15 protein-coding genes are annotated in these 12,676 nt (G+C 68.6%); 9 read left to right on the top strand and 6 right to left on the bottom strand.

Going from position 1 to position 12,676, the window contains the following annotated elements; translation table 11 throughout:
- Nucleotides 1–68 precede the first annotated feature (68 nt).
- The 4 genes from dgoD to LI336_RS02330 all read left to right on the top strand — a co-directional run bounded on the left by dgoD (nucleotide 69) and on the right by LI336_RS02330 (nucleotide 3,630).
- Complete coding sequence (gene dgoD / locus LI336_RS02315; protein ID WP_227131003.1) at nucleotides 69–1,217, top strand: galactonate dehydratase; 1,149 nt, start codon at nucleotides 69–71, stop codon at nucleotides 1,215–1,217.
- Nucleotides 1,218–1,304: 87 nt separating this feature from the next.
- Complete coding sequence (locus LI336_RS02320; RefSeq protein ID WP_227131004.1) at nucleotides 1,305–1,463, top strand: hypothetical protein; 159 nt, start codon at nucleotides 1,305–1,307, stop codon at nucleotides 1,461–1,463.
- Nucleotides 1,460–2,440, top strand: a complete 981-nt coding sequence (gene corA, locus LI336_RS02325; RefSeq protein WP_227131005.1) for a magnesium/cobalt transporter CorA — start codon at nucleotides 1,460–1,462, stop codon at nucleotides 2,438–2,440. The genes LI336_RS02320 and corA overlap by 4 nt, the downstream gene beginning before the upstream one ends.
- A 236-nt stretch (nucleotides 2,441–2,676) precedes the next feature.
- Entirely contained in the window at nucleotides 2,677–3,630 is a 954-nt protein-coding gene (locus LI336_RS02330) for a J domain-containing protein (protein ID WP_227131006.1), read from the top strand.
- Nucleotides 3,631–3,645: 15 nt separating this feature from the next.
- Here LI336_RS02330 and LI336_RS02335 read toward each other — a convergent pair whose 3' ends face one another.
- From LI336_RS02335 to LI336_RS02350, 4 genes are all read right to left on the bottom strand, one after another.
- Complete coding sequence (locus tag LI336_RS02335; protein ID WP_227131007.1) at nucleotides 3,646–4,269, bottom strand: toll/interleukin-1 receptor domain-containing protein; 624 nt, start codon at nucleotides 4,267–4,269, stop codon at nucleotides 3,646–3,648.
- Nucleotides 4,270–4,363: 94 nt separating this feature from the next.
- Nucleotides 4,364–4,879, bottom strand: a complete 516-nt coding sequence (locus LI336_RS02340) for an HNH endonuclease (protein ID WP_227131008.1) — start codon at nucleotides 4,877–4,879, stop codon at nucleotides 4,364–4,366.
- Nucleotides 4,880–4,939: 60 nt separating this feature from the next.
- A complete protein-coding gene (gene tpiA, locus LI336_RS02345) occupies nucleotides 4,940–5,587 on the bottom strand; it encodes a triose-phosphate isomerase (protein WP_227131009.1) in 648 nt (215 codons plus the stop codon).
- 160 nt (nucleotides 5,588–5,747) lie between these two features.
- A complete protein-coding gene (locus tag LI336_RS02350) occupies nucleotides 5,748–6,143 on the bottom strand; it encodes a YlbF/YmcA family competence regulator (protein WP_227131010.1) in 396 nt (131 codons plus the stop codon).
- A gap of 218 nt (nucleotides 6,144–6,361) precedes the next feature.
- Between LI336_RS02350 and LI336_RS02355 the strand changes: the two genes are divergently transcribed.
- Complete coding sequence (locus tag LI336_RS02355) at nucleotides 6,362–6,928, top strand: ANTAR domain-containing protein (protein WP_227131011.1); 567 nt, start codon at nucleotides 6,362–6,364, stop codon at nucleotides 6,926–6,928.
- A gap of 26 nt (nucleotides 6,929–6,954) precedes the next feature.
- Nucleotides 6,955–8,001, top strand: a complete 1,047-nt coding sequence (gene dph2 / locus LI336_RS02360; RefSeq protein ID WP_227131012.1) for a diphthamide biosynthesis enzyme Dph2 — start codon at nucleotides 6,955–6,957, stop codon at nucleotides 7,999–8,001.
- A 199-nt stretch (nucleotides 8,002–8,200) separates the two neighbouring features.
- Here the strand turns inward: dph2 and LI336_RS02365 are convergent, their stop codons facing one another.
- A complete protein-coding gene (locus tag LI336_RS02365; protein ID WP_227131013.1) occupies nucleotides 8,201–9,007 on the bottom strand; it encodes a helix-turn-helix transcriptional regulator in 807 nt (268 codons plus the stop codon).
- Nucleotides 9,008–9,282: 275 nt separating this feature from the next.
- Here LI336_RS02365 and LI336_RS02370 point away from each other — a divergent pair, with 275 nt between their 5' ends.
- A complete protein-coding gene (locus LI336_RS02370; protein WP_227131014.1) occupies nucleotides 9,283–9,570 on the top strand; it encodes a DNA-directed RNA polymerase subunit L in 288 nt (95 codons plus the stop codon).
- A 40-nt stretch (nucleotides 9,571–9,610) separates the two neighbouring features.
- Here LI336_RS02370 and hisF read toward each other — a convergent pair whose 3' ends face one another.
- Nucleotides 9,611–10,426, bottom strand: a complete 816-nt coding sequence (hisF, locus tag LI336_RS02375) for an imidazole glycerol phosphate synthase subunit HisF (protein ID WP_227131015.1) — start codon at nucleotides 10,424–10,426, stop codon at nucleotides 9,611–9,613.
- Between the two features lie 150 nt (nucleotides 10,427–10,576).
- Between hisF and LI336_RS02380 the strand changes: the two genes are divergently transcribed.
- Together LI336_RS02380 and LI336_RS02385 are read left to right on the top strand one after the other, a co-directional pair.
- Entirely contained in the window at nucleotides 10,577–11,458 is an 882-nt protein-coding gene (locus LI336_RS02380) for a hypothetical protein (RefSeq protein ID WP_227131016.1), read from the top strand.
- 91 nt (nucleotides 11,459–11,549) lie between these two features.
- Nucleotides 11,550–12,608: a sodium:calcium antiporter gene (locus LI336_RS02385; protein ID WP_438267259.1), complete on the top strand. Its 1,059-nt coding sequence runs from the start codon at nucleotides 11,550–11,552 to the stop codon at nucleotides 12,606–12,608.
- The last annotated feature ends 68 nt before the right edge of the window (nucleotides 12,609–12,676 follow it).

A 12,676-nucleotide genomic window follows, 5' to 3' on the forward strand; every position in this document is an offset into this window, starting at 1 on the left:
TGGCGACCGCCAGCGGGAGTCGTGCCGGCGTCGGCAGTGTCAAGTGCTGCATTGGCGAACGCGGCGGTATGGAGATCGTCGACTACGACCTGTACGAGGTCCCGCCGCGGTGGCTGTTCCTCCGCGTCGAGACCGACACCGGGCTCGTCGGCTGGGGCGAACCCGTCGTCGAGGGACGCGCACACACCGTCCGCGCCGCCGTCGAGGAGCTCATGGACGCCTACCTCGTCGGGGAGGACCCACTGCCCGTGGAGGACCACTGGCAGACGATGTACCGCGGCGGGTTCTACCGGGGCGGCCCCGTCCTCATGAGCGCCATCGCGGGCATCGACCAGGCGCTCTGGGACATCAGAGGCAAGCACTTCGACGCGCCGGCGTACGAACTGCTCGGCGGCCCGGTCCGCGAGAAGGTACAGGTCTACCAGTGGGTCGGCGGCGACCGACCGGACGACGTCGCCGACGCCGCACGCGAGAAGGTCGACGCCGGCTACGACGCGCTGAAGATGAACGCGACCGCCGAACTACGGCGCGTGGACTCGCCGAGCGCTGTCGACGACGCCGTCGAGCGCCTTCGAACCGTCCGCGAGGCCGTCGGCCGCGACGTCGACGTCGCCGTGGACTTCCACGGCCGCGTCTCGAAACCGATGGCGAAACGCCTCGTCGCCGAACTCGAACCCTACAAGCCGTTCTTCGTCGAGGAACCCGTCCTCCCCGAGCACCTCGACGCGCTCCCCGCGATACAGGCCCAGACGTCGACGCCCATCGCGACCGGCGAACGCCTCTACACCCGTGGCGACTTCCGGGACGTCCTCGAATCCGGCGCGGTGGACGTCGTCCAACCGGACCTGAGTCACGCCGGGGGCATCACGGAGGTCGCGAAGATCGCGGCGATGGCGGAGACGTACGACGTCGCGCTCGCCCCGCACTGTCCGCTCGGCCCCATCGCGCTCGCGGCGTGCGTGCAGGTCGACGCTATCGCGCAGAACGCGCTCATCCAGGAACAGAGCCTCGACATCCACTACAACGAGGACGCGGACGTGCTCGACTACCTCGCGGACCCGAGCGTGTTCGCGTTCGAGGACGGCTACCTCCCGCTCCCGGACGGCCCCGGGTTGGGCGTCGAGATCGACCGCGACGTCGTCGAGGACCGCGCAGGCGCCGTCGACTGGCACAACCCGGTCTGGCGACTGGAGGACGGGAGCGTGGCGGAATGGTGACCGCAGCACTCGACCGCGACGGCGACGCGTAGCGATTCGCGAGGTGACGCGCGAACGCTTTTCCCGCAGGCAGTCGACGACCGTGGCATGAATCGCACGTTCGCTGCGGGAGTCGCGCTCACTGCCGCCAGCGTCCTCGGGTACGTCGTCGGCGTGCTCGCGGCCTACCCGGGGCGCGCGTTCGCGCTCTCCGGACTCATGGTCGGCATCACGGTCGTCGCGGTCTCGGCGGGTGAGGGCGCGTGATACAGACGCACGTCCTGACGCCCGAGGGCGTCGAACCGCACGACGACGTCGTCGAGGGGAAGGCGGCGTCAGGGACGACGTGGGTACGGGTGTCGGACGGTACCGCCGAGGAGATGCGGTCGGTCTGCGAGACGTTCGGCATCCACGACCTCGAACTGGAGGACGTCCGCCAGGGCGTCCGCCCGAAGGTCGAGGAGTTCGACGACCACGTGTTCGTGCTCCTCAAGAGCGCGCGCCTCCGTGGTGGCGACACCACGTTCGAGGAGGAGTTATCCGACCAACCAGTCGGCGTGTTCCTCGGGGACGACTGGCTCGTGACGCTCTCGACGGCGACGCTACCCGCCGTCGGACGCGTCTGGGATGCGGTGACGCGCGAAGAACGACGACTCCTCTCTCGCGGCCCGGACTTCCTCGCGTACCGCGTCCTGGACGCGCTCGTCGACGAGTACTTCGACGTCCTCGACGAGATCGAGACCGACATCGAAGCCGTCGAGGACGCGGTCGTGGGCGCGACCGGCATCGACACGCTCGAACGCATCAACAGCCTCCGCCGGGAGCTGCTCGCGACGCGACGCCTCCTGTGGCCGACGCGCGACGCCCTGTCGACGTTCGCGCGAGGGGACGTCGACGTCGTCGCCGACGAGACCGAGAAGTACTATCGGGACGTCCAGGACCACGTCGTCCAGCTCGTCGAGCTCGTGGAGACGTACCGCGACCTCGTCACCGGTGCCCGCGACATCTACCTGAACTCGCTGTCGATGTCGACGAACGAGGTGATGAAGCGGCTCACGGTCGTCGCGACCATCATCCTCCCGTTGACGTTCGTCGTCGGCGTGTACGGCATGAACTTCGGCGGCGACTCCCCGTACAACATGCCCGAGCTCGCGTGGCAGTTCGGGTATCCCGCGGTCATGCTCGGGATGGCGGGCGTGTCCGTGGTGCTCGTCGCGTACTTCCAGCGCGAAGGCTGGCTGTAAGGCCACAACGTCCGACGCGGAAACTGGCTGTGGGGCCGCAACGTCCGACGCGGAAACTGGCTGTAGGGCCGCAACGTTCGACGCGGAAGCTGGCTGTAGGGCCGCCACGCCGTCGAAAGCGAGCACTGGCCTGCGACGCGGGCGTCGGCCGCGAGCACTCCAGGTCGCTTCTTGCGGCTTAATCCTCGGTGTAGAATACTGAAAACTAATATGGTTCGAACGGCAAGGTGTACGCGATGGCTGTCGTCGACCGACGCGGCTGTGACGGCTGTGGTCGCTCCCTCCCCGTCGAGGACCTCGTCGCGGTGTCCCTCCCGGGCGACGAGCACGCCGTGTGCTGTCCGGAGTGCCGCGAGCACGCGGAGTCGGTGGTCGACGACGAATCGACCGCGGTCGGACGCCAGCGCGGCGAGTGCGAGGGCTGTGGGACGACCCGTCCGGTCGACGAGTTCGAGACGGTGAACGTGACCGACGCGGAGACGGTCGCGGTCTGCGAGGACTGCCGCGAGCACGCGGAGTCGATGTCCCGTCGGACGAGCGTCGACGGGCATCGCGGGACGTGTTCGGGCTGCGGCGACCGCTTCGACGTGAACGACATGACCGCAGTGGAGCTGGACGACGGGACGACCGTCGCGTGCTGCGAGGAGTGCGCGTCGTACGCTCGCGCCGCCGCTCGCACGACTAGCGACGCCGACGCGTTCGGGGACGCCGCCGCCGACGACGCGAGTTCCGAGGTCGACGACGGCAGGTCCGACGCCGAACGAGTCGACGCCGACCGGGAGGACGGCCACGCGGACGACGACCGCGCGGACGACGACCGCGCGACCGGCGAGGACGCCACGGCGCCCGCCGACGACGAGGCGATGGCGCTCGCGGAGACGCCGTCGATCTGCGACCAGTGCGGTGACTGGGTGGACGTCGAGTTGTTCGAGGTGGTGACCGCGGCGGACCGCGTCGAGGAGTTCTGTCCGCCGTGCAAGGACCGAGCACGTCGGAACGGCGTCGTCCGCGAGGTACGGATGCGGCGGTCCGAAGCGTACGCGGTATTGGACGTCGACCTGGGTCGCGCCGAGGCCGTGGTGCGGGACGCGTACCTCTCGCAGATCAAGGAGGTGCATCCTGACCGCGAGAACGGGAGTCGCGAGGCGTTCCGACGCGTCCAGCGCGCGTACGAACGACTCACCGAGTGAGCAAGGGTATCGCGGTTAGGTGTCTTCTGGAAGCGCGCCGTCCTCGCGGTGCAGGAACCCGAACGTGCCGGCGTCGAAGAAGTACGACGACTGGCAGGTCTGGCAGTCCTGGCGGACGGGCTGGTTGTGTTCGTGCATCCGCCAGAGGTCCTTCTGGCTGCGTTCGATCTCGATGGTGACGGTGCCGTTGCAGCCGTCGAGACTGCACGGGAACCGGAGGAACCAGTTCGGAACGGAGAGCGCGCCGAGTGGCGCGAGTGCGGCACGGAGCCGACAGACGAGGTTGAAGACGGTGACGGTGAGGTCGTCGCGCTCGAGTTCGACGCCTTCGGTGTCGGCGACGTACCCGCCGCGGTCGTCGGGGGATTCGTAGACGGGGAGGACGGGAACGCCCTTCGCGACCGCGTACCCGACCTCCTGGTTGAGCCACGCGTCGGTCGCGCCCGCTTCGGTGAACAGCGCCACGACGAGGTCCGCGTTCGCGATGCGACCACCGAGTTCGCTCCGGGAGCGACCGGATTCGAGCTCCTCCATCGCGACGTGCACGGTGAACGGGAAGTTCCGGATGGTCGAGAAGAGGTCCTGGGCGAGCGAGAGGTCCGCAGGACCGTGGGTCACGTAGACCGTCTCGTCTATCATGCTGTCCGAATCGTGGCGGTCCCTAATATGTCTGTTCTCGCCCTGGGCCTCAGGCCGCTGTCGGTCGTGACGTAGCGGGTGCCACTGGTCGCAGTCAGTCGTGGAGGCGTCGGTGGCAGGTCGGGCAGAGGCTGACGTAGTTGTGCGCGTGCCGGTAGCCGGTCGCGTCGATGGGAACGACGGGGTGGACGTGGAGAGTGTCGCCGACGACGATGTGTTCGCGGACGCCACACCCGCGGCACCGATGGTCGTCGCGGGCACGGACGGCATCGACGTCCACGGCGTGGGCGTGGTGTGCGCAACGGTCGAAGGGCCGGTCGCCGACACTTGCGGCGTCCGCCGTGGTCGAGTCGCCGCTCGGGGCGGCCGCGCCCCTGGCGGCCGCGTGACAGTCGTCGCAGAGCGTCACCTGGTTCCGGTCGTCGGCGGGCTCGCCGGGGACGAGCGCCCGGTCCTCGACGGCGGCGGCGAGGGTGTCGCGCGCACAGTTCTGGCAGGTGTCGCCGAGGACGAACTCGCGACCGGCGCCGACGCTGCGGCCGTCGCGAGTTGCGGGGACGCGGTCGGTGGTGGCTCGCTTCAGTCGAGCGAGGACCTCCTGGGTCCGCATCGACTGCACGAACGACCCCACCCGCCTTAATTATTGCTCTCTCGATTCTGTGTAATTAAGCTACTTCGCGCCGGAGACGAGGTCGCGGAGTGCCGCCTCCGGGTCGTCGGCCTTCGCGACACCGCTCGCGAGCAGGACGCCGGTCGCGCCGAGGTCGCTCGCGGCCGTCACGTCGTCACCGGTCGAGATGCCGGCGCCACAGTACACGTCGACGGACTCGTCGACCGCCGCCGCCGCGTCCACCGCGCCCGTCACGACGTCCGGGTCCGCCTGACTGACGGGCGTCCCCGTTCCGATGAGTTCCGGCGGTTCGACCGCGACGGCGTCCGGGCCGAGCGCCGCCGCCGCCCCGATCTGGGCCGGGTTGTTCGCGCAGACGCACGTCTCCAACCCAGCGCGCTCGGCCGCCTGGACCGACCCGTCGACGTCCGCGAGCTTCAGGCGGTTCTCGGAGTGATTCAGGAGCGTCCCGGTCGCCCCGGCGTCGGCGGCCGCTTCCGCGAGCGTGCTCCCGGTGTGACTCCCGTAGTCGTTCGGCGACACGTGCTGCGCCCACGTCTCCACGCCCGTGTCAGCGACCGCGGACAGGTGCGCGGCCTGGGGCGCCACGCCGACGCGAACGCCCGTATCGTCCGCGACGTCCGCCGCAGCACGCGCTACTTCCAGGTGATCGCACGGATACGCCTTCAGGTTCACGAGAACGAACATACGAGAACCGCCGGTGGCGAGCGAAAAGTACCTTTGGAGTCCGGCGAAGCCTCGCGCGAACTCCCAGCCGTAGAACTCGACCGTCGTCCATCCGTCGGGTCTGACAGTCGCCCGTCCCCTGGTTCTGACGGTCGACCGTTCGACGTCGAGCGACTCGGGGCTAGTCCTGACAGCAGCCGCCCGCTTCCTCGCCGAAGTCCACGATGAGCTGGTCGCTGATTGCCTCGTTCACCGCCTCCAGGCGCGCGTCGAGCACGTTCTGTGCCTCGAGGTACTCCGCCATGACCGGCATCTCGTGGAGTTCGGCCTGCGCGTCCTGGACCTTCTGGAGGTCCGCCTGGGTCGCCTCGCCGGTCTGGCGCGCGAGCATGAACTCCTGGCGGATCTGCTCGAACTCGTCGATCTTCGCCTGCGCGTCCTCGCTCGCCTCGACCGCCGCCTTCGCGTCCTCGAACCGCTGGTACTCGTCCAGTTCCGTGATGGCGGCACCGAGTTCCCGTCCGAGCGCCTCCACGCTCTCCGTCGTCGTCGACTCGCGGTCGGTCTCAACGCTCATGTCCGAACCTTGGACCGGACGCGTTTCAACCTGCCGAAACCTGCGAACGCCCGGTCACGGCTCGACACCAGTGAGGCGCGCGACAGCAAACCGCACGGATGGACCCAGTTTCGGCGGCTAGAGTGGCTTGAACGAACGTTTGAACGATTTGAACAGTGCGTGAACCGACTGAACGGAAGACCCCCTTCAATACGTGGGGGCGACGAGTGAGAGATACGATGGGCGAGAACGACGCGATAGTACTGGTGGCGATGCCCCCGACGGACCGGCGCGGACGGATCGTCGAGCTCCTCGCCGAACACGGTCACGACGTCCGGACGGCCGACGACGGCGTTCGAGCGGTCGACCGCATCCGGCACGCCGACGTCGTCCTCGTCGGCGACTACCCGCCCCAGGTCGCGGGCGTCGTCCTCGACGCGACCACGCCACCCGGCGTCGTCCGACCGAACGTGCTCGTCGCGGACGACGCCGACGCGTTCGATTCCGTCCCCGGCGACCAGCTGCCAGCGGACGCGACCGCGCCGGCGGTCGCCGACGCCGTCGAGGCGGCGGTCGGCCGAGCGAACTACACGCGTCGCGTCGCTGCGTTCTCCGAGGCCGCCGCCGAAGCCGCGAAGAGCGACCGGCCGTCGCGCGCGCTCGCCGACCGGGTCGCCGGCCTCGCCAGCGACGCCCGCAGCGTCCAGACCGACTTCTCGCCCGCGGACTGGACTGCGGCGTTCCGCTCGGTCGTCCGCACCGACGCCCGTCCGTTCACGTCGAAGTCCGGGAACCGTACGAGTTAACCGTCCGTGCCGGCTACGACGGGTCAATGAGTCAAGAGTCGTACTCCGAAGGCGACCTCCGCAATACCGGTATGTCCCTCAAGCACGACCGCGAGTGGGACTACGAGCTGGACCGCATCGTCGACGCGGTCCACGACCGGGACGCGAAGAAGGTCGGCCTCCAGTTCCCCGAGGGCCTGAAGCGCCGTGGCCCGGCCGTCGCCGACGACCTCCGCGAACTCGTTCCCGACGACGTCACGATCATGCTATCCGGGCAGCCGTGCTACGGTGCGTGCGACCTCGACACGTTCCTGATGCGACGCACGGACGTGTTCGTGCACTTCGGGCATTCGCCGATGAAGGAATCGGACAAGATCATCTACGTCCCGTTGTTCTCGAACGTGGACGTCGAACCCATCATGGAGGAGTCCCTCGACGAGCTCCCGGACCCCGACGTCGACGACGAGGTCGGCCTCGTGACGACCGCCCAGCACATGAACCTGTTCGGCGACATGCGCGAGTGGCTCGAGGACCGCGGGTACGAGGTCCACACGCGTCGTGGCGACGACCGGCTCACGCACGAGGGGCAGGTGCTCGGCTGTAACTACGCGAGTGCGGACGTCGACGCGGACCACATCCTCTACGTCGGCGGTGGGAAGTTCCACCCGCTCGGATTGGCGATGGAGCACCCCGAGAAGAAGGTCGTCATCGCGGACCCCGTGAACAACGTCGTGACGGTCGCGGACACGGAGAAGTTCATGAAGCAACGGTACGGTGCCGTGCATCGCGCGATGGACGCCGAGAAGTGGGGCGTCATCTTCTGTACGAAGATCGGGCAGGGGCGGTTCGACCAGGCCCAGGAGATAATCGACGAGAACGACGACGCGTACCTCATCACGATGGACGAGGTGACGCCGGACCGCCTCCGGAACTTCGACATGGACGCGTTCGTGAACACGGGCTGTCCGCGCATCACGACCGACGACGGCCCGCAGTTCCACAAGCCGATGCTGACGCCCGGCGAGTACGAGATCGCGGTCGGGAACAAACCGCTCGAGGACCTCTCGTTCGACACGTTCCACGGTACCTGGTAGCGCCACCGCTCGGCGACCGGTATCCTCGGGTTGTCGGGGCGGAATCGCCCGACACCACCGGTGTTTCAGGGGTTGCAACACGTCTCGTGGCGTACATACTTCTAGTATCACCCGTTACGTGTAGATGCCGCCGGCCGCGGTGCATTGCCCCCGCCCCGTGGCCGGGGTCCCCACGCTGGAAACTGCCCTGATTGCCCTTTCAATCGGGCCGAGCGGATTCATCCGCTTCGGCCTGCTCGCCCGGGACGCGAGTAGCCCTCGACCGTAGTGACTCGAACGTGTCGGTTGCCCACGACACGAACGAGTCGTCCGCGGCGTACGCGAGCGCCACCAACTGATTGTCCGGTCCGTACCCACCGACGAACGCTCTATCGTCCAGTACCGTCAGCCCGAACCCGGGGTCGTCGTCGAGGACGTACAGCGAGAGCCCGTCGGTGGCGAGCGTTTCGCCGAACTCGTCGCCGGCGTCCTCGCGCTCTGCCTGCAGGACGTCTCTCGGGATGACGAGTTCGGTGTCGACGCCCGCTTCGAGAAGCTGGTCGTGGCCGAAGTCGAACATCTCGCTGCGGACGGGCGAGAGTCCGTGCACGCGGTCGGTGTCGCCGGCGGTGAGTTCTTCGACGTACTGCATCACTGGTGCGTGAGGTTTGTCCTGGGCGGTCGTGACGAGTTCGGCGGTCGCGAGGACGTCGAGCGGTGGGACGCCCTCGGGTGGAATGGTCTCGAGCAGTCGCTCGAAGCGGTCGACGGTCTCCATGCCGGTCCGGAAGTCCTCGAAGCGGTCGTGGACGAGGACGCCGGCGGTCGTGACGTGGTAGCCGTCGGCGTCCTGGCGAACCCACCCGCGGTCGGTGAGCGCGGAGAGGTTCCGGTGGACGGTGGCGCGGGAGACGTCGAGTTCGTCGCGAAGGTCGCTCGGCCGAGCGGGCCCGAGCGACTGCAGTGCCCCCAGCACGCGCGAGCGGACCTGTGAGTCCGCGAGGAACGTAAGCGCGTCGTTGGTCATCGTCAAAGGTATCCGCGCGAGGGGCAAAAACGTTCGGCTGCGGTCCGGCCGAATATCGACGGACAGCGAGGCGACGCACTCGGGCGCGGCGTCGACGAACTCGCTGGAGCGAGCGCGATGCGTTCGACCGGTGGCGAAGCTTCCACCGGGGGCGAAGCTTCGAATGTGGCGACGGCGAGGGACGACGGCGTCGACGATGCAGGGCCGGTGAGACCGGGACGCTGCTCTCGGGGCGTTCCGAAACCTGTAAACGCACGTCCCGGGTACTGGGTCGTATGGAACTGCGGGTCATCGAGAACACGGAGGACGAACTCTCCATCGAGATCGCGGGCGAGGACCACACGTTCATGAACGTCCTGAAGGGGACGCTCCTGGAGGCGGAGAACGTCGGCGCGGCGACGTACGACATGAACCCCGAGCAGTCCGGTGGGCAGACCGAACCGATCCTGACCATCAAGACCGAGAACGGCGCGGACCCGCTCGAGGAACTCGAAGCGGCGGCAGCGGAGATCCGGTCGAAGACCGCGGCGCTGACGGACGCGTTCGACGACGCGGCAGCCTGAATCGACGTCCTCGCGGATTCTTCTACGATCTTCCGGGTCGTCAGCGACGCATCGGGATGCCGCGTTCGTCGAGGCGGCGCTTGCACTCCTCGACGCTGTACTCGTCGAAGTGGAAGATGCTCGCGGCGAGCGCGGCGTCGGCGCCAGCGTCCGTGAACACGTCGTACATGTCGTCGGGGCTCCCGCACCCGGAGGACGCGATGACGGGCGTGGTGACGTTGTCGCAGACGGCCTTCGTGAGCGGGATGTCGTAGCCGTCCTTGGTGCCGTCGGCGTCGATGGAGTTCACGAACAGCTCGCCGGCGCCGCGGGACTCGGCCTCGCGCGCCCACTCGACGACGTCGAGCCCGGTGCCTTCGCGCCCGCCCTTGACGGTGCATTCGAACCAGCAGGATTCCCCGTCGACGTCGACGTAGTGCTCGCCGTTCTCGTCGAACCGGCGGCGTGCGTCGACGCTGATGACGATGCACTGGTTGCCGAACGCCCGCGCGCCCTCGTCGATGAGGTCGGGGTTCGCGATGGCGCCGGAGTTGATGGAGACCTTGTCCGCGCCCGCTCGCAGCGTCTCCTTGACGTCGGCTTTCGTTCGGATGCCGCCGCCGACGGTGAGCGGGATGAACACCTCGTCGGCGACCGCGGAGACGGTGTCGAGCATAGTCTCGCGGCCGTCGGCGCTCGCGGTGATGTCGAGGAACACGAACTCGTCGGCGCCGGCTTCGTTGTACCGCTTTGCCATCTCGACGGGGTCGCCGGTGTACTCGAGGTCCTCGAAGTTCACGCCCGTGTATACGGCGGGGTTGCCGTCGTCGTCGAGGTCGACGTCGATGCAGGGGATGACGCGCTTCGTGAGAGTCACGGTTACTACCTCCACGTGCGAGGCGGTCGGACAAAAGGAGTCCGCTCGCGACAGGGCACGCGAGCGGTGGTCGGTAGGGCACGTCGGGCGTCGGCGGGCCGCTGGCGTGGAACCTACAAGTACCCGGGGTGCGTCGGTTCGCGCAGTTCGATGAAGCGTTATCCTGGGGTTCCGGACGCGACCGAGGTCCTGCCGGGGTTCGCGGACGACGGCGGGCACCTCTGGGTGCAGGAGCTGGTCGCGGGCGAGTTGTTCCGGTTCCAGCTCGAGGCGTCGGGCGCGCTCCGGTTCGGGACGCGCCGTCGCGAGTTCCCGGCGGCCGAGGCGCCGCTCCGATTCCGGCACGCGGTCCAGTACGTCCGCGATTCGCTCGACGCGAGCGCACTCCGCGACGCGGTCGCGGACGTCGAGTCGGTGACGTTCTTCGGCGTCGCCACCCAGTACGCGGGGTATCCCTACGACTGGGGGCGGGCGCCATCGGTCCTCGGCGTCGACGTCTGGGACGCGGACCGCGAGGCGCTCCTGCGCGTCGACGCGACCGAGCGCGCGTTCGAGGCGTTCGGCCTCGACCCGGTGAACGTCCTCCGGAAGGAGGTGCACGTCCGCGACTACGGGTTCGCGGACGAACCGCGGCCGGATTCGGCGTGGTACGACGGCCCGGCTGCGGGCGTGGTCGTCCGGAAGAAGACCGGCGAACGCCTCGCCATCCGGGATGCGGACGGTTCAGCGCCCGAGCAGGGCCTCGACCGCGACCGCGAGGTGGCGGACGCTGCGGTGGCCGCCGCGGCGACGGCGACCGCGGCGCGGTTCGAGCGCGTCGCGGCGACCGTCCGCGACCGCGGGTTCCCGCTGTCGTTCGACAGCGTCTACGACCGGTTCCTGGCTGCGATCTACCGCGAGGAACACGACTGGCTGCTGGACGAACCCTCGGGTGGTGGGACGGCAACGGGCCGCGGGTTCGACCTCGGCGCGTTCCGGGACGCGGTCGCACAGCGCACGAGCGAACTGCTCCGAAACGTCGACGGCGCGTGAGGCGTCGCCGGCCGCGAATCCACTTCCGACGCGGCGGTCCCCTCGACTCGAACGGCAAGGTTCTTGCGACGGTCGCCCCTCGATTGCGACGATGTCGCTGCTGAGTCCGTTCGTGAACTCGATGCCCGTCGCCGCCGCGTTCGTGCTCGGGTCGCTCGCGGTCATCTGGAAAGGCAGCGAATGGCTGGAACACTCGGCGGCGAACCTCTCGCTGTACTACGGGCTGCCGCCGGTCGTACACGGCGCGCTGGTCGTCGCCGTCGGGTCGTCGTTCCCCGAGCTCTCCTCGGCGGTCATCGCGACGTGGCTGCACGGCGAGTTCGGACTGGGCGTCGGCGCCATCGTCGGGTCCGCGATCTTCAACATCCTCGTCATTCCCGCGCTCTCCTCGCTCGCGGTCGAGCACCGCGTCCAGGCGAACCGCGACATCGTGTTCAAGGAGGCGCAGTTCTACATGCTCTCGGTCGCGGTCGTCCTGATCACGTTCTCGCTCGCGGTCATCTACAACGCGACGCCCGACGGCGACCTGACGGGCGTCGTCACGCCGACGCTCGCCCTGCTCCCCATCTCACTCTACGGCCTGTACCTCTTCATCCAGTACCAGGACACGAGCGAGTACGACGCGGAGGACCCGCCCGCGGACCTCGACGTCGTCAAGCAGTGGGGGTTCCTCGCGCTCAGCCTGGCGACCATCGGCATCGCCGTCGAGGCGCTCGTCTCCGGTATCACGTTCGCCGCGTACCAGATTTCGCCGGACCTCGTCTGGGTGTGGGGGCTGACCATCATCGCGGCCGGCACGAGCCTCCCGGACACGCTCGTCTCCGTCCGGGCGGCCAAGGCCGGCGAGTCCGCGACGAGTCTCGCGAACGTCCTCGGGAGCAACGTGTTCGACCTCCTCATCGCGGTGCCCGCGGGCATCGTGGTCGCTGGCCTCGTCGGGAACGCGGTCGTCGTCGACTTCGCGGTCGCGGTCCCGATGATGACCGCGCTCACGGTCGCGACGGTGTTCCTGTTCACGCTCCTCCGCACGGACCTCCACCTGACGAACAACGAGGCGTACTTCCTCTTGCTCGCGTACGCGACGTTCATCGCGTGGCTGTTCCTCGGCATCTTCGACCTGTCGCCGATACCGGTCCCGAGGTCGTCCTGACCGCCGGGCCCGACGACCGGCCGCAGCCGACGTCCCGTCGATCCGGAGCGCTCGGGGATGACAATCGT

The sequence above is a fragment of the Halorubellus salinus genome (assembly GCF_020567525.1).
GTDB lineage: Archaea > Halobacteriota > Halobacteria > Halobacteriales > Natrialbaceae > Halorubellus > Halorubellus salinus.

Bases quoted from the DNA above. Each gene is read 5' to 3' on its own strand.
- dgoD (WP_227131003.1), top strand. From the start codon at position 69: ATGGAGATCGTCGACTACGACCTGTACGAGGTCCCGCCGCGGTGGCTG.
- LI336_RS02320 (WP_227131004.1), top strand. From the start codon at position 1,305: ATGAATCGCACGTTCGCTGCGGGAGTCGCGCTCACTGCCGCCAGCGTC.
- LI336_RS02330 (WP_227131006.1), top strand. From the start codon at position 2,677: ATGGCTGTCGTCGACCGACGCGGCTGTGACGGCTGTGGTCGCTCCCTC.
- LI336_RS02335 (WP_227131007.1), bottom strand. From the start codon at position 4,269: ATGATAGACGAGACGGTCTACGTGACCCACGGTCCTGCGGACCTCTCG.
- LI336_RS02340 (WP_227131008.1), bottom strand. From the start codon at position 4,879: ATGCGGACCCAGGAGGTCCTCGCTCGACTGAAGCGAGCCACCACCGAC.
- tpiA (WP_227131009.1), bottom strand. From the start codon at position 5,587: ATGTTCGTTCTCGTGAACCTGAAGGCGTATCCGTGCGATCACCTGGAA.
- LI336_RS02350 (WP_227131010.1), bottom strand. From the start codon at position 6,143: ATGAGCGTTGAGACCGACCGCGAGTCGACGACGACGGAGAGCGTGGAG.
- LI336_RS02355 (WP_227131011.1), top strand. From the start codon at position 6,362: ATGGGCGAGAACGACGCGATAGTACTGGTGGCGATGCCCCCGACGGAC.
- dph2 (WP_227131012.1), top strand. From the start codon at position 6,955: ATGAGTCAAGAGTCGTACTCCGAAGGCGACCTCCGCAATACCGGTATG.
- LI336_RS02365 (WP_227131013.1), bottom strand. From the start codon at position 9,007: ATGACCAACGACGCGCTTACGTTCCTCGCGGACTCACAGGTCCGCTCG.
- LI336_RS02370 (WP_227131014.1), top strand. From the start codon at position 9,283: ATGGAACTGCGGGTCATCGAGAACACGGAGGACGAACTCTCCATCGAG.
- LI336_RS02380 (WP_227131016.1), top strand. From the start codon at position 10,577: ATGAAGCGTTATCCTGGGGTTCCGGACGCGACCGAGGTCCTGCCGGGG.
- LI336_RS02385 (WP_438267259.1), top strand. From the start codon at position 11,550: ATGTCGCTGCTGAGTCCGTTCGTGAACTCGATGCCCGTCGCCGCCGCG.